Below are 16,366 nucleotides of genomic sequence, written 5' to 3' on the forward strand. Positions count from 1 at the left end.
ATTACCTCATTTGTACATCAGTTGAAAAAAGCTCTGCGAAGCCCATTTGCACTCAAGCCAATGTCATACTGCCAGCACTGCCGGGTTGGCCAGCTTGGGGTGGATCTATAAGATCCTCAGCTAGCCAATGGATTCCTCCGCAAGGTCATCCGATGCCTGGTGATGCACTGGAATATAGTAATATTTGTTGGTCGTTGCGTACTGATTCTCCAAAATACTCCTCGGACTCTGAAGATCAAATCTCATACGATTCATTAGTCCATCTCCTAGGTATCCTTGAATTCCCTGGTCGCTCATAGCCATTGCCATGGCTTTCCCGTCAACACGCATCGCTCCTATATCAGCGTTTTGGGGAGGTCGCGCCAAGGTAATCATGTTCGGATACAGTCTTCGTGATAATTCAAAAAAGCCCCTTGTGTTGAGGCATCCCATCACAATGATCTTCCCATTTATTATCTCCTCAATAAATTCAGTCGGCATATTGAGGGATGGTAAAGGCCTAGCGAGCGCATCAAAAAAACTATCTGTCAGGTTGTATATTGGGTTGCTGCACTTCAACATGCTCATCCATGAGCTAAACCCAACATATGCGAACTCCGGCTCTTTGTACATGCCAATGTAAAGGCATGAATCAATGACGCTTATTGCATATGTGCCATTCTCTTCCAGCCTCTTCCGGCAATCCAAGAGTTCCTTATTGTAGTATTTTATCTCGCACTTGGTTTCCGTAATCTTTACTTTTCTGCCAGTTAATTGATCGTACCCCTCATTCGTCTTCAGTGTTGATGACAGGTTCTTCGCTCGATCAGCCTGATTTTTAGTTCGCTTGTACTGCTGCTTTTCAGATCTAGTAAAATCCTTGGTGAGGATTGTTTCTGCCAATTTACAGCCAAGTCCTTCTGAGTGCTCCATGACATCAAGCAATACCTTGCTTTTGCTGCCGCTTTTAACCTCGACGAACGATGTTCCTTGAATACTTTTAAGTGCGATGTCTCCATGATGAACGAATGTAGTAAGATCCGCCATGATGGCTATGGTCATAGGGCATTCGTTATATTGGTCTATGACCTCTTGGATATCTTCAATATTTTTTATAGAGAGATTATCTCCATGTTTTTTCATGGGCAATCGCCTAATTGTTGACTGCTCATCAAAAAGCATATGCCAAACAATAGAGTCGACAAACCTGCGAAGCATGTTGTTTTCAAGGCTTAGCTTTTTTATTTTCTCAATTGTATTGGATTTCTCGACTGAGTCCTTTCTTATATGGAAGTCACTTTTCTGCGCTTCGAGCAATGATATCTCGGAGAGGTTTTTACAGACTTCTATTGCTATGAGTTTTTGTGCTAGCTTCCAGCCATCATGCACGGCGGAGATGAATTCTTGATAGTTCTCACGGTTTTCGCGTGACGGAATCATTTTGTAGATCCCATTTCCGCGAATTAAGTGCAACAGCCTAACCATCAGCGTTTTGGTGTCACTCTCTATTAGCATCCCTAGCCGGAGGAAACGGTCAAATCCAGGCGGGGCCTTTATCTTCTCACTATCTTCTGTTTCCTTCATGATCTGTCAGTCTCAATGAGTAAGGGATTTCAAATCGGCGGACATAGATTCAGGTGCTACATAGCCTAAAGGCCCCACTGGGGCCTTCATTTGTACTCAAACAGTCTTACTGAGCCAACCAGGACTCAACTTCATCGCTGCCGTACTCTGTTTTCCACTCTTTCAGAATCTTGTGGTTGCCGCCTTTGGTTTCGACGACTTCACCGCTGTGCGGGTTCTTGTAGATTTTGACCTGGCGTGGCTTGCGGGAGCCTGCCTTGGATTCGGTGGCAGCAGGAGCGCGGCGAGTGGATGCCTGGGGGTCAAGGATGGCGATGACGTTGCGCAGGCTGTAGCTGTATTCAGCGAGCAAGGCGCGCAGCTTGGTTTCGAACTCAACCTCTTTCTTCAGGCCTTCGTCACCTTTCATTGCTTCGAGGGCTGCCAGTTGCTCAGCCAGATGTTTTTCGAGTTGACGGAATTCAGCAAGACGGGACATGTAACACCTCAGAAATTAGTGCTGGCGGTTGCAGGAGCTGAGTGCAACACAGTTATTGAATTGAAGACGGGGCTGGATGATGCATACCCATGACCTCGGTAATCACTTCAATCGGGCATTTAAAACCGAATCGCTTACGAGGGCGAATATTCATTTGATAAGAAATGGCATCCAACTCTTCCTGAGTGTGTCTCGACAGATCCGTACCCTTGGGCAGGTACTGGCGAATCAGGCCGTTGATGTTCTCATTACTGCCGCGCTGCCAAGGGCTATGCGGGTCACAAAAGTAAATTGCCACACCGGTTTTTTGCGTGATCTCAGCGTGTTTAGCCATTTCCCGGCCTTGGTCATAGGTCATGCTTTTACGCACCGCCAACGGCATGCTGTTCAGCGCCGCGCTAAACCCCTCCACCGCCGAAGTGGCGGTGGCATCGCGCATTTTTACCAGGATCAAATACCCGCTGGTCCGTTCGACGAGGGTGCCAACGGCCGACCCATTGTCCTTGCCTTTGATCAAATCGCCTTCCCAGTGGCCGGGCATCTGCCGGTCTTCGATTTCCGGTGGACGCACGTGGATGCTGACCATTTCGGGGAGCTGCCCACGCCGGTCAACACCGCCGGAGCGAGGTCTTCGCGTACTTTTCCCTTGGCGAAGGCACTGAATCAACTCCTTGCGCAATTGCCCTACAGGCAGCGCATAGATGGCGTTGTAGATGGTTTCACGGCAAACGTAGGCTTCTTCAAAGTTCATTTTCATAAGCCGCAGCTTGCCCGCGATTTGCTCAGGAGAAAAGCGCTCTCGGAGCAAGTGGATAACCAACTCGAAGCGATCGTTGCCCACCACCAGCTTTCTGGAAGGGCGACAGACTTTGCGCCTCTCACGGGTGTGAGTTTGTGCAGCAAGCGCGGCATAGCCCGTGCTGGAACATCGATTACGACGAAGCTCCCGGCTAATCGTGGAGGGGCTACGGCCCAGCATCCGGGCGATTTCGCGCTGACTGAGATTCTGGTACTGCCCGACCTGAATCGTGGCGCGTTCTTCAATACTGAGTTCGGTATAAGACATGGCGGCACCTTACCTGAGGTGAGGTGTTGCACTCAGTTTTTGCGGCCGCCGCTTAATAAAATTCAAGAGCCGAAATCAGGCGGATCTTCATTGATGCTATAAACAGCAGATCCTACACCCAGCAAGCCGCCAAGACAGACGATAATCATTAGGTACTGGGAGTTGTATGCGGAAAAGATGCCACCGCCAATATAAGCCAGTCCAAGCAATGTAGCCAAGATTACGCTGATGATGAGTTTGCCCTTGGGAGCCATCCAGGCAGCAACCCAGATTAAAACAGAGCATCCCATACCGTTCACGAAGGCTTCGCCGAAAGATCCAAACAGGGTCAGCTTATTCGGATCTCCGCTTGCCCAGATCCCATTAACCAGCCGAATCAGGAAAACCACAACCAGAGCAGCGAGCACTGCAGCAGGGAGAACAAGCAGCCATCTCACTGCCGGTAGCCTCAGGAAATTCATAGAAACATCCTTGTGATTGATCGGCCATCATTATGCCATGGCTCACCGTGGCCCGGTATCAGGCGAGCTCCGTGGAGAGCCGGTCTGCGTTGTCTGCTAGGCTAAAGTCATTCCTGAGCAACCCACGACGCTTCAGCTCGGCGTGGAGTCGGAGATCGGCTTATCCAGCTCCTGCAGATATCGAGAGTTTGTCATTTTGGAGCCGGTATTCCCCAGCTCAACGGCTGTGCGTTCTGCGTAGATTTGCATGTGAAAGAGGCCAAGATCCACGGCGAGCGCGAGCTGCGTCTTCACCACGTCGCTGTCTGCGTGAGTCGCAGCTGTTTTCGCCAGTAGAGCGGGCGGCGCTGGAGTGGACTGAAGCCCAGCCCTAACTGCCGCCTCATGGTTTTTCCAACAGCCTATATGCGAGCGCGCACGAACAGTTTTCCGAGCAAGAGCTGTCGGACTTGTCGTTCCTGATCGTCACCATCGATGGCTGGAATCGCTTAAATGTGGCGTTCCAGGAGGTTCCGGGCTCATCCGATGAGCTGTTCGGCCTGAACAAGGCCAACCTCAACTGAGTAACTTGCTGATCCACGCACCAAGCTCCTCGCCTGGAGCAGTCGTGGCGCAGTTAGTAAAACTCAGGAGCAGACCTGACTGACGCTGCAATGATGCAGCCCTGCGCGACAAGGCTTGTAGCGGCATGCCCTTGGCCAGCACCTGTTTGGCCAGGGGCATGTCGCTTACGTCCTCCGGCAAACGCAGTACCAGGTGCATGCCGCCTGGCGAGCGTTCCACCTGCATCCCCTTCGGCAAACTCCGCTCCAGTGCCTTGATGGTCAAATTCCCGTCGGTGGTTGTACAGCCGGCGCATGCGTTGGATATGCAGAGTTAAATGTCCCTCAGCAATGAACTATGCCACCATGGCCTGGGTAATTGACGGTGATCCGACAGCAAACAAGGCCCTGCCTACGCGCTAGAATGCTGCCGCCTGCGCCTGCGGTACCACCAGATAAGCCAGGCGAATATCGGGAAATAGCACCTTGCTAAAGGTGCCGGCATACAGCACGCGCCCATGGCGATCCAGTCTGGCCAGCGCTGGAAGTGGACAGCCGACGTAGCGATACTCGCCGCCGTAATCGTCCTCGACAATCCATCCACCGGTGCGGACAGCCCAATCCAGTAGCAGCTGTCGGCGTGGCAGCGACAGTGCCATCGACAGCGGGCTCTGATGCCCCGGTGTAACCATGGCGACCTGAGCAGCCCGAGAACCCGCGATGGCGTGCTCCATACTCACAGCAACCGAATAGGTTTGGTAGTCTCGTTGCGCTTTTTCAGCCCGCGTGGCGGTGTCAGTCGGCATGCGTTCTTGCTGGACAGTATTAATGGCACTGGGCTACCGTTCGAATCTTACGGACTTCACGGTTCACACCGGGCGTAGGGACACGGACATGATTGACGAACTGCAAGCCAGCAAATCCTGCTACTTCTATCGCCTAAAGGCGCCGATCACAGCTGTCGCGATCACAGCCATGTTCCGGGCGATAAGAGGGGCCCAAACCTCCCCCTCGAACAACCTCTTCTCTTTCATACGGCAGGCCCAGGGGGCATCAACCTGGTCTGCTCTGTCCTTTCAATTCGACAAGAAGCCCGCTTTCCTGCCTGGCGCTAACGATGTGGTAGACCGGGTAACTGGATACCTGCTGATCGTCGAACACCGTGATTACGTCGCCATCTTCAAATCTCAAATCGATGTTCCTGCTGAATTCGCCAGATGGCACCTGCAGCGTATCGGCGCCCAGGACGTTGATCGTGGACTCACCAGCAAAGAATCTGTATTTGCCCGGGTACGACTCCGGCACATGACGCTGTCTCGCTTTGCGTTGCGCAGTAAGACACTTGAGGGCGAGAACCTTCAAAACAACGTAGGCATGGCCTCCTCGGCTCGGTTTGCTCCACTAGGTTACAGTTTCACGGAAGCGGACGAACACTTCTCAACGACACCACGAACCGGGCGGATCTCGCTTCGGGCTGATCGGGCTGGCTACCTGGAGCTGGTGGATTATGCCTGCAACATCATCGACCGCCTGCACCCTCGCCCCGGCAGACCATCGTCCTCCTCGTTCCTCGCCGCTTTCGCGCGACCGCTTGAGCTATCGGATCTGACCGCCAACCCTACTCAGTTCGCCGTTGATACAGCCATCCTCGGACAGGCCATCTTTGACGAAAAAATCATCCGCTTGGTTAGGCGTGACGGAGTGGGCTATCGAGAGCTGCCTAAGGCTGAGGTCGACTTGATACTCGCAGAGCTGACAGATGTTCTGGGCGTTGCCAAAAATGCCGCTGGAAAATTGCTCGTGTCCCAGATTGCGGCAGGCATCGAAGTGGGCGAGGTCGCGATCAACAAAACGCGTATCGCGTTGAAACGCCTGGCGCTGCCTCTGCTCGCCGATGTCTACGTAGAAAATACCCAGGTAGCGCTCGGGACGGACGAAGATCGCGTGCTGCTTAAGCAATTCATTGACAAAGAGGACATATTCATCGTCCTGTTCGACCAGCCTCGCTTTGCCTATCTGGACGGCAATCTCTACCAAGACGATACCTTGGTAAACGGTGGCTCTCAGTTCTTGGGCTATCTCTTCGGCAATGCAGAGCTGGCAACTATCACGGATGAAAAAGGCGCCTTCACCGCTGCCCATCATACGTTCGACCCTGACTCCACGTTTGGCGCGGTACTGTCCACGATCGCCCCGGAGGACAATGTCATGGTCTGTGATGACCTCGGTGATGAATGGGCCGATTTCATCGGTTTTCGAACGGATGCAGCCTCTCCGAGAATCACCTTCTACCATGCTAAACACGGCGACTTGACTCTCGGAGCTAGCGCATTCCACGTTTCTGTCGGCCAGGCCATCAAAAACTTGGGCAATCTTAATTTGCCCGCTCCGGCCATGACCAAGAAATTCGCTCGATGGAACCGGATGTACACGAACAACCGGACGAGGACTCGTATTCACCGCACGTGTAGGGGCACTCCGGCTGAATCCATAACTGCGGTTGAGTTCTGCAGGAACGCCCCTCACACCTTTAAGCGAGTCGCCATCGTAACCTCATCGCTGAGCAAAGCGGCTGTTGAGCAGGCCTTCAGGGATATTGCGGCGGGCCATACCGCCAGCCCCTACTTCGTCCAGCTTTATTGGTTGCTGTCGTCCTTTTTTGCTGCCTGTACCGAGGTCGGTGCTTTCGGATGTGTGATCTGCCAGGAATGACCGGGCAGGTTTAGAGTCGCTCATTACCGCCCAATTGGCAGCATTAGCCTTAAATTCTTTGCCTGCGAGAACCGTTTTGCGTATGAACCAAACTCAATACCTCGCCGGACAGGTCAGCGATTTCGCAGATTGGTTAGCAAGCCGACTGAACGGCGCGCCTATCCATTTTTCAGCCCCTGACACTGCGTCTTATGTTCATCTCCACCATGCATTGAGCGCGTACCAGTGGCCACCCAGAGCTAAAGCTCCACTTCCAATATCGGCTCCAGGATTCACATATCGACATCCTGTCGTACCTCCGCTGCTGCGCAACAGCAACCTGGCCACAAACGCTGCTGTTCTAGCAACGCTACAGCGTGAGCTCCGTAAGGCTTACAGCGGAGGCACGGCCAACCCGCTTGAGCTCGCAGGTGTAGTGGCTGCGATATTTCATTGGGGAGGCGTCTACACAAGCAAAGGGAACAAACCCTGGTTGCTTCAGAATCACCTTGCGTTACACACCGTGCTCCGCGGCGTTGAGCTCGACCACTCGCGAGGGGATGACACCACAACGATCGCTGGCCTGCGCTTCAACTCTGGGATGACCAAGGTCTACTCCCTGTTGATCGATGATTTCATCATTTACGACAGTCGTGTCGCAGCTGCTTTGGCCTGGCTGGTACACCGCTGGTGGGTAGTCGACCTGAGGAAGTCGGTGAACAGCTTGCCACCGTTGCTGAGATTCGGTTGCTTGCCTGGGAACGGAAAAATGGCGCCTTTTAGGAACCCAGACAAAGCCGTCTTCAACACGCTGAGAAGCAATCCCGCAGAGCATTATATGTGGAACGTGAGGGCCAATTGGCTGTTAGGTGCTGCTTTTGCCAAGGCCAATCGCCCCGTCAATTTCCCGGATCTCCGATCGGTAGAAGCCGCGCTCTTCCAGATGGGGCTGAAGGTTTCGTCAACCAAATCAGGCCCGCCTAACTGCTGTCGCAGTCGCGACGCCTCTTCGGTGGCTTTATTGACACTCAGTGCACTAGCGTAATATTAAAGAATAGAATTTATAGACTTGAAAGAATATAAAAAACGCTCGGCGAACGGTAACGCAGGGGAATATCTTGCAGCATACCAACTCACTAAGGTACTGCAATGGCCATATCGCATGTTAGATATAGGCGTAGATGGTGAAATCGAAATCCTTGATAGCGCTGGCATTTCAACCTCTGATGTAATCAAGGTTCAGGTAAAAACATTCAACTCCATCTCTAAAGCCAGTTCGAAAAAAATCTATGTGAAAGGTAATCACATTCAGTATTGGAAGAAATTTTGTCTTCCGATAATTGTTGTGTGTGTCGATCTGAGCAAGGAAAAGGTCTATTGGAAGCCTGTCACGGCAACAGAATGCTACGAAAACGGCGGAAAATCGCAAGCAATAATCATCGATTTACAAGCTGACGAGTTAACGCCGGCATGCGGAGCGAAACTACAAGTGTTGGTTTCCCCAGCCACATCAAAAGAAATCGGGCAGATTCTAAACAATATGCGCGCTCTGTATGCAACAATAAAAGATCAAAATGATTTTGCGGTAGATGCGGAGCAGCTATACCATGTCGAAGGTCTTGTTAACCAATTTGAAGATGAGGCAAAATTGTTTAATGAATTAGCCCTCCACTTCCCATGGCGATGCGGAATTCTAACTCGTGGGGAAGTCGCAATGATGCAGAAGAACATTAGGCGGGGTGAAAACAACGTAAGTGTGAGCCGTAGCCGCGGACTTAATGGAATGTGAGCCTGCCTGCCTAAGCACCGCAGGAAACGGGTATGCAGGAAGGGTTCGCTCCCTCCTCGCCCGACCGGGCATTAGGCAAGGTAAGGAAACGTCATCCTGACCTACCGACCATAGGACTTGAAGAAATGCTCGCCACTTTCTCCGGAGGGCCGGTCAAGGTGAACATGTTTCCGCAAAAAGAAGGAGGCGTCTCGGCGATCCTTTTGCTGAAGCCCCTGCCCGTTGACACCGTCAACGAAGCGCTCCGCCTCTGGGCAATGGACGTGATGCAGTTTTACAAACAAGAACTGGTAGAATTTGAACCCAAACTGGTCGTTACCGAGCTGGTACCTATGGACGCCACCCGCCTGGTCGCGCCTGGTGACGTATCGTCCCTTGCGTACACAGTCATTCCCTGGCTGGTAGGTCAAGCGCTCATCGCGAACCCAATGTCGGCCGCGAAACCTCTTAAGCTTTATCAGGCTGCCGACGGGTGCGTGCTCGCCTGGGACGACCCAGTCGTTTCGCAAAACGACGTACGCTACGCCAGTGCGCTTCACGCCATCGAGCCTGCATTGGTGCTGCTCTACGGTCAGTCCAAGCCCTATCTACAGCTGCGGGTAAAGCTGACTCAGGTGATGCCGAACCTCAAGGGCCAAAAGAAGCATGCCTGGGTCAAAACCGGCGACCTGATTGTCAAAGCGAAAATCCGAAGCAAGCTTGACGGGCATGGGGGCTGGGAAACATTTTACGAACATCCCACTAAAAAGTTGCTTACCTTTATGGGGGTTCCGTCGCTTCCTCCAATAATCGAGGGCGATATCCCTGTCGACAGCGACGTGCGCCCTATCTACGCCATTCCACCCTCGAACCCCTTGATCGCGTCAGGCACTGGCCCCCTGTTTCTTGACCAGGCAGGATTCCATCTGCTTGCTTGTCTGCCAAGGACAAAGCCGCTTCTGGTCAGAAAATCTGTCGCTGTTCTGCGTGAGGAGAAGACCAATGCTACGGGCGAGGTGATCCACTTGAACGTGATGGTCTTGGCAGCTCACGCAGACGTGATGCTCAGGCTTCACGGGGCAAGTTCAAACTTGTCCATGGACAGCAAGTTCTTCAAGAAAGTCGCCCCACCACGTGTGACGCTGTCACGCCTGGATGTGTCAGATGCGCAGCGTATGCTGGAGGGGCAGCATGACCTGAACAGCCTCAACGAATGGTTATTGAATCACGTGGTTCCGGCGAGCAGAGTGCTCGCTCAAAACGACGCCAAGGTTATGATTGTTGAGACCAGTGCATCAGCAGCATCACGTGAAGCGGGACTCGACCCCAAGCACGTCATCCGCAGGGTGCTGGCGAAGCATGGGATCGCCACCCAATTCATCATGCACGTTGAACCCGATGCGCAGGTGAAGAAGCGCAAGCCTAAGGAAGATGACCATGATTTCAAATCGATCAACTCGATCATCGAAGCGATCCGGTTGAGCGGCCAGCACCCTGCCCCCACACCCAAGGTCAAGTCTATGCCGGCCAACACTACGGTAGTGTCAGTCCTGCTAGATCGACTCCAGAACAAAGGCTGGGCGAAATTCCTACCCGTGATCACGCGCACCACGCTCGGTGGCCACACCCCTGAAATCTTCTGGTTTGAGTCTGGCGCAGACTCTGCCGGCAAATGGTTCAGCTACAGCTCGGGACTGACTGCGATTCATGCCACGGACACGCTGCTGACGCCCGATCAGCTGAAAACGCTGATCAAACCAGCCTTTCTTGATTGCAAAGTCAGTCCTGCTGATTCGTTGATCGTCTGCCTTGATGCAGATCTGAGAACCTTTTACGCAGGCCTGAAGGACAGTCCTGGTGAGGGGTTGCCCCCTGTACCCGTCGATGCGGCGGTCGTGCGGATTCGTGCAGATCACCAGGTAGCACAGGTCAGTGGCAGCTACACCTTGTCACCGCGAGCAGCCCATTTCATCGGTACGAAGATCGGCGCATTCCAGTCCTGTGAGAGTTCTTCAGTATTTTACTTTGTGTCCCCATCCAAGCAGTTTGGCAGCGCTCGTTCGCAGCGTCATAACACGCGTTACGACGTACAGGAAAGAGATCTTGGGGATCCTTGGCAACAGCTCGGCGTCACGGAGATTGCCATCATCCATCCTGGAGCCTTTGGCGGTGCAGCTGCGGTCGCCGAGCAAGTGGCGTTGCTCTGTCGCAATCCTCCACTGTGGGATGGTCATCTGCGCCTGCCTGGCCCCATGCACCTTGGCAAGCAAGTAGCTGCAGACCATCCGATCATGGAGGCGCGGCGCAAGACAGAGGCGAATCGGTCATACGGTTAAGCACTAATCCTGATCGTGACAAGCCACACATAGCGGTTCCAGTGTCCAACTTCTCGGAATTAAAAATGACTTCTGTATTTCCTCCGCGCCGAATAATTGATGACCTGCAGACAATCATTGTTCTCGATACAAATTCGGCGCGTGGGTTGGCCCACGAAGAGGGCTGTCCTGAATGGGTAGACACATTTTCTAAGATGTCCCGAGAGGGATATTCCTTTGCCTTGTCGGACGTGGCTTACGCCGAGCTAGTAAACCAACGACGGGAAAACGGGATTTCCGCTGCTCAATTTCATCGAATGTGCTCACGGCTGGCCAAGTTTCTAAACCCAAGTTTCCCAGTCATTCCGGGTGGAGGGGACGTGTCTGGGATGATCCAGCAAAGCCGAGAGCGTTGGAGCGTGCAGGAATGTCAAACGATCTCCACGGGAGCTTGGTCTGAGCTGCTTCGCTGTACCAACTCTGAATTCGCGCCAGAATCGACCGAATGGGTGCTGGAGCAGGCCCGAGCCGAATGGCGAGCAATGCTCTGGGGCTGGCAGGAAGGGGTTAACGCGCTTCGCGACAACTATCGCACAAAAATGAGACTGCTCCAAGCGTTGGACGATTCGGGAATTCTTCCCGGATTCAAAGGCATCTCCATTGAAAACTGGCTTAAAACCTTGGAAGCGATGCATATCCTTCAAGCACATGCCATTGAGGATTTCGAAACGGCGTTCAATAACATTCCAAAAGCCTTAGTGCAGAACCTACTGCAGGCGCTCAAGCCTCTGGCCAAAGAAGATCTGCCGGGTGTGCTCGGATTTATCTGGGGATACACCGAGCAGAAGGATCGCCCTGCTAGCGTCGATGTTAATTCTCATGAATCCTGGACACAGCGGATTGATCATCAGCTGGGTTGGGATGTGATCGGCCCTCTAATGAGTGAAGGCGTCATGAAAGACTTCGATACTACTACCGCCTCATTTTCCGGACTTATGCGCAGCCATTTAGAGGTCATGTATTGCTGGCGACAGTTTTCCCGCATGCAAAAAACCAGGAAAGGGTATGACCCAAATTCTCTAAAAAAACGCAACGATGGTATTGATTTCCACCTTTACCGCTTCCTGAAGTTGCCGGCATTTGTCGTCACAGAAGACGCAGCTTTTCATGGCGGATTGGCGGACATGAAAAGCTTTCAAGCTACTTGGTTCTTCAAGCCCAAAGACCTAGCCGACAGCTGGGCAAGTGGAAAGGCTCCTGCCCCTGTTTGGCCACTTGCGAAAGATCTGTTGAAGCGTTGAGGTCTGCGTCTGAAGTGACTTTGCTAGGTCATCGCCTCAAGACTTTCGAAGTCCAAACCTCGGCACGCACCAGATGACGACAAGCCGAACTGGCTCGTGCAGGCATCTTGGTATATTGCTGTGCCAACCCCCTGAAGCGACTGTGGTCGGGCGACAGCGATAACCTCAAAGGCAGGGTCACATAGGGAGACATCAGGGTCATGAATCAACAAACGGCTTCATTCAGCTTTGGCATTCCACCTGGCCAAGTGAAGTCAGCAGCCTGCTCACATAACGGCATTATTGAATCAGAGGGGAGCGATGGCCACTCTGTTACCGCAGCCGACTGATGCAACCTGGACACGACCCACAAGCGGCACTTCCGCTCAGTCTCCCCGTCATTTCAGATGCTGCAGGCTAGACCAAGGATTCAATGGCATGACCGAAACAAGCAATTTTTGCACCGAAGATGACATGACGGCCGAAGATTTGTCCCCATTCCATCAGGATGGATTTCAGGGCCCGCAGAAGCGCATTCTCGCCGTCTTCCGACATCTGGCGGATAGCGGATCTGAATGGAATTGCTACATCTCAGTAGGAATGGCCACCGATGAGCAGAAAGCGCCTTTGGTCGATGAGATCGCGCGGGCCGGATCTCCGCTTAATTACAAGTATTTCCTCGGCGCCGAAAACTTGGAGCTTTGGATCGATAACGAACTCGCTGGCCTGACCTGGTGACTGGCCTAAACTGCGAGCAATGTCTTCCAGTTCCACCGGGGCCTGCGCAATACCCGCTCGCAGGCTCACCAATGCCCTGGGCACGAACATCAGCACATACGCAAAAAGCACTGTGACGATAGTCTGGTAAACCGGTCGTGCAAAATTGATAGTGATCGTCACCAACGCCAGCGCTACGACGATGCCCGGCAGCGCGCTAGTGATGTAATTACAGCTTTCCAGTACGCGGCTCAGACGACCGGGCGCGCGTATCGAGAGCCAGGCAATCGGAACTGCTGCACACGTGGTGATAAACGCTCCGCTTGCTGCATATATTAGAGTTTGCTGCAGCGCGGGAAGGATGTCGCTCATGCGCCAAACGCCAGACCCGCCCGAGATGAGCCATTTGCACAATGTGAACATCGGCACACCCAGCGCCAGGAATGTTGTCAGGACAGGTAAAAACATGGACACGAGTATCCAGACGCCCTTGAGGCGCCATACGCGCTGAATACGAGAACTGCCAGAGCCTATTCGTGCGTAGCGGGCTGTGCCTCGTGTGCCGAACTCAGTCATGAGCATGGCAAGGCAACACAGCGCCAGCACACCAGCGAGCATGTTCGCGGCTGGGCCGTTAAAGCTTGACTGGAATTGGTCAAAGATGGCGGTAGTGAAGGTGTCAAAGCGGATCATGGCGAATAGACCGTACTCAGCCAGCAAATGAATGCCGACTAACAGCGCCCCGCCGCTAATGCCGAGACGCAACTGAGGCAGCACTACACTGAAAAACACCACCACTGGCCTTTTCCCAAGTGACTGGGCCGTATCTTCGATTGCCGGATCCAGGCGTCTCAAGGCGGCGGCTGTTGGCAAATAAAGAAATGGGAAATAGGCCAGCACGGAAATCAGCACCGCAGCAGGAAAACCATGCAGGCCGGGGAACAAGCTGACCCAACCGTAACTGTGAACAAACGCAGGAACCGCAATCGGTGCCGTGGCCAGCAGCGACCAAAGTCTTCGACCTGGAAGGTCTGTACGTTCTGTAAGCCAAGCCAATGCCACCCCTAAGACGATGCACAACGGCAGAGTGATCAAGACCAGTGTTGCAGTATTAATCAACAGCTCCAGTACACGAGGTCTGACTACCAGTTCAACAACAGTCGCCCATCCAGTCTTGACTGAAATGGAAATGACGAACGCCAGGGGCAACAGTGCCGCCAGTGAAATCAACAGGGCTGCAATTGAAATCCACTTGGGAGCACGGTCGCCGGATGCACGGCGGCGTCTTCCGAAAACCGGAGCACGCGCCGCACCAGCGGCTCGAACGACGGCTGCCGGCCCCAGGCTCATTACGCTCACGCGCTCCTCTTCCATTTAGAGCAAGCCTGCCTGAGTCATCAGTTCAACGACCTTTTTACTATCGAGTTTTGAAGCGTCCACAAGAGGAGCGTCTAGCTCCTTAAGCGGAACAAGCTGGGGATTGGATTGCACGTTTTCACCCACAGCGTATTCAAACGAGCTGCCGGTTCTGAGAATCTCCTGTCCTTGCTTGCTGGTGATCCACTTCAGAAATGCTTGAGCCTGTTCTTGATGTGTACTGGATGCCAATACACCACCGCCGGAGATACTGACAAAAGCGCCCGGGTCTTTGTGTCGGAAGTAATGCAATGAGGTGTTTTTGCTGTTCTCACCGGTTTTGGCCTGATCGCCAAAGCTGTAATAGTGATAGATCACACCGCTGTCTATCTGACCCGCGTTGACTGCCTTGAGGACGGCGCTGTTGCCGCGATAAATCGTCGCATTGGCTTTCATCGCTTTGAGCCAGTGAAGTGTCGCCGCCTCGCCTTTCAACTCCAGCACTGCGCTGATGATTGCCTGGAAATCAGCGCCCGCGGGTGACGCAGCCCAGCGCCCTTTCCATTCAGGGCTGGCAAGATCCATCAATGATTCAGGAAGTGCTGCGCTGTTCAACTTGTCTTTGTTATAAACGAATACAGTGGACCGGGCGGCAATCCCGACCCACTTGCCGTGGGCCGGACGATACGCGGAGTCAACCTGAGAAAGCGTGGCCGGTGCCACCGGCGTAAAAAGTCCGGCATTGTCGACAAGAGCCATCGAAGGCGAGTTTTCAGTAAGGAAAACGTCAGCGGGAGAGGCGTTTCCTTCTTGCACGATTTGGTTACCAAGTTCACTGTCATCGCCATTGCGCAAAGTGACCTTGATGCCGGTTTCACGCGTAAAACCGTCAGCCCAGGCCTTCGTGAGGGTTTCGTGCTGCGCGTTGTATACAACGATGCCATCGGCTTTTTCGGTCGCGAACGCAGCGCCTGCGCTGCACAGCGCCACAGCGCCACAGCGAGCAAAGTCTTGCTGAAAAGAGTTCTTGTAGCCAATTTCATAGGTGTGCAGCTCCATAGTTGTTGTGACTGCGATTAGGCTTGCGGAGGATAATCAGACAAGGGAGGGTCGATGCGAATGATTTGCATAACAATTGGCGCGAAAAATAGGTCAGCACGTGACAAAAAAATGTGAAAAAAAAGTGTCATTTCTGTTGTGGCTGACGGTAATTTTCGTAATCCGTTCGGCAGAAAACCGTTAACACACTGCAATAAGTCGGCGACGTTTATTAAATCGGACATGACGCACAAGTGACCTATCCCCGTTAAAAAAAATGCCGCTTCATTGAAGCGGCATTTTTTATGTCGGGCCGTGTAGCTTGTAGCCCACGCCATGAATTGTGTGCAGTAGCGGCGTATCAAAGGGCTTGTCTATCGCTTTACGAAGCAAATAAATATTGCTTCGTAAACTGTCGGAGTCTGGAGCACGATGACTCCATACCACCTCCTCAAGCTCCCTTCTTTTCACCACCCATGGACTCTTGCGCATCAGGAGCTGGAGAAACGCCATGTTGGTTGGGTTGAGCTTGATCAAGCTTCCACCCCGAGCGACTTCAAGAGAATCCAGGTCGTACGTCAGGTCGTGGATTTGAAGAATATTTTTCTTCAAGCCTGTTACCCGCCTGGAGACGGCTTCGACGCGAGCAAACAGCTCGGCCAGCGCAAACGGTTTGACGATGTAGTCATCTGCGCCCACCTGGAATCCGGTCAGGCGATCACTGAGCTCATCCCGGGCCGTAAGCATCAGGATGGGGACTCTCTGTCTGGTGTTTTCTCGCAGCCTTTTGCAGACGAGATTGCCATCCATGCCCGGTAGCATCAGATCCAGAATGATCGCGTCATAATTGCCCGTCAGCGCAAGATGAAGGCCTGTCAACCCATCAAGCGCGCCTACCACCTCACACCCTTTGAGCGTGAAGTACTCGGTTATATTGGCGAGGATATCTTTGTGATCTTCAATGACAAGAATACGCATCCTGCCCTCATTTTAATTTGCCCATAGTTAAGGCGTGGTTTGTCGAAGGGCAATCGCCAAGTTTGATGATGTCAGAGGATGACCTCTCCATTTTCAGGTTCACAAAAAGCAGC

At 53.0% G+C, this 16,366-nt stretch carries 13 protein-coding genes and 2 pseudogenes; 6 read left to right on the top strand and 9 right to left on the bottom strand.

The genetic code is table 11. The features are described 5' to 3' along the window. Nucleotides 1-120: 120 nt before the first annotated feature. From AABC73_RS14405 to AABC73_RS14420, 4 genes are all read right to left on the bottom strand, one after another. Entirely contained in the window at nt 121-1,563 is a 1,443-nt protein-coding gene (locus AABC73_RS14405; protein WP_341524133.1) for a hypothetical protein, read from the bottom strand. 106 nt (nt 1,564-1,669) lie between these two features. Beyond that, on the bottom strand, nt 1,670-2,041 hold the full coding sequence (locus tag AABC73_RS14410) for a histone-like nucleoid-structuring protein, MvaT/MvaU family (RefSeq protein ID WP_055002574.1): 372 nt from the start codon (nt 2,039-2,041) through the stop codon (nt 1,670-1,672). Nucleotides 2,042-2,093: 52 nt separating this feature from the next. Beyond that, nucleotides 2,094-3,107: an IS30 family transposase gene (locus tag AABC73_RS14415; RefSeq protein ID WP_341522017.1), complete on the bottom strand. Its 1,014-nt coding sequence runs from the start codon at nt 3,105-3,107 to the stop codon at nt 2,094-2,096. 62 nt (nt 3,108-3,169) lie between these two features. Then, complete coding sequence (locus tag AABC73_RS14420; protein WP_341524134.1) at nt 3,170-3,568, bottom strand: hypothetical protein; 399 nt, start codon at nt 3,566-3,568, stop codon at nt 3,170-3,172. A gap of 213 nt (nt 3,569-3,781) precedes the next feature. Here AABC73_RS14420 and AABC73_RS14425 point away from each other — a divergent pair. Further along, nucleotides 3,782-4,131, top strand: a pseudogene (locus AABC73_RS14425) (carboxymuconolactone decarboxylase family protein); the annotation flags it as partial. Here the strand turns inward: AABC73_RS14425 and AABC73_RS14430 are convergent. Then, complete coding sequence (locus AABC73_RS14430) at nt 4,124-4,351, bottom strand: hypothetical protein (protein WP_341524135.1); 228 nt, start codon at nt 4,349-4,351, stop codon at nt 4,124-4,126. The pseudogene AABC73_RS14425 and the gene AABC73_RS14430 sit on opposite strands and share 8 nt — an antisense overlap. 178 nt (nt 4,352-4,529) lie before the next feature. Then, complete coding sequence (locus tag AABC73_RS14435) at nt 4,530-4,916, bottom strand: hypothetical protein (RefSeq protein ID WP_341524136.1); 387 nt, start codon at nt 4,914-4,916, stop codon at nt 4,530-4,532. Nucleotides 4,917-5,004: 88 nt separating this feature from the next. On the opposite strand from AABC73_RS14435, the gene AABC73_RS14440 reads away from it, so the two are divergent. From AABC73_RS14440 to AABC73_RS14460, 5 genes are all read left to right on the top strand, one after another. After that, nucleotides 5,005-6,822: a hypothetical protein gene (locus tag AABC73_RS14440; RefSeq protein ID WP_341524137.1), complete on the top strand. Its 1,818-nt coding sequence runs from the start codon at nt 5,005-5,007 to the stop codon at nt 6,820-6,822. Between the two features lie 82 nt (nt 6,823-6,904). Beyond that, complete coding sequence (locus tag AABC73_RS14445) at nt 6,905-7,846, top strand: hypothetical protein (protein WP_155516584.1); 942 nt, start codon at nt 6,905-6,907, stop codon at nt 7,844-7,846. Between the two features lie 24 nt (nt 7,847-7,870). Next, a complete protein-coding gene (locus AABC73_RS14450; protein ID WP_341524138.1) occupies nt 7,871-8,590 on the top strand; it encodes a DUF4365 domain-containing protein in 720 nt (239 codons plus the stop codon). 32 nt (nt 8,591-8,622) lie between these two features. Further along, the gene (locus AABC73_RS14455; protein ID WP_341524139.1) at nt 8,623-10,905 is read left to right on the top strand and encodes an RNaseH domain-containing protein; all 2,283 of its coding nucleotides are present in this window, start codon (nt 8,623-8,625) and stop codon (nt 10,903-10,905) included. Between the two features lie 65 nt (nt 10,906-10,970). Further along, on the top strand, nt 10,971-12,185 hold the full coding sequence (locus AABC73_RS14460; RefSeq protein WP_341524140.1) for a hypothetical protein: 1,215 nt from the start codon (nt 10,971-10,973) through the stop codon (nt 12,183-12,185). Between the two features lie 702 nt (nt 12,186-12,887). On the opposite strand, the pseudogene AABC73_RS14465 reads toward AABC73_RS14460, so the two are convergent. From AABC73_RS14465 to AABC73_RS14475, 3 genes and pseudogenes are all read right to left on the bottom strand, one after another. Then, nucleotides 12,888-14,255: pseudogene (locus tag AABC73_RS14465) on the bottom strand (iron ABC transporter permease); the annotation flags it as partial. Beyond that, complete coding sequence (locus tag AABC73_RS14470; RefSeq protein ID WP_341524141.1) at nt 14,256-15,296, bottom strand: iron ABC transporter substrate-binding protein; 1,041 nt, start codon at nt 15,294-15,296, stop codon at nt 14,256-14,258. Between the two features lie 282 nt (nt 15,297-15,578). After that, the gene (locus AABC73_RS14475) at nt 15,579-16,253 is read right to left on the bottom strand and encodes a response regulator transcription factor (protein WP_341524142.1); all 675 of its coding nucleotides are present in this window, start codon (nt 16,251-16,253) and stop codon (nt 15,579-15,581) included. Nucleotides 16,254-16,366: the final 113 nt, after the last annotated feature.

Origin of the sequence: Pseudomonas sp. G.S.17 (assembly GCF_038096165.1) — a bacterium.
Lineage (GTDB): Bacteria > Pseudomonadota > Gammaproteobacteria > Pseudomonadales > Pseudomonadaceae > Aquipseudomonas.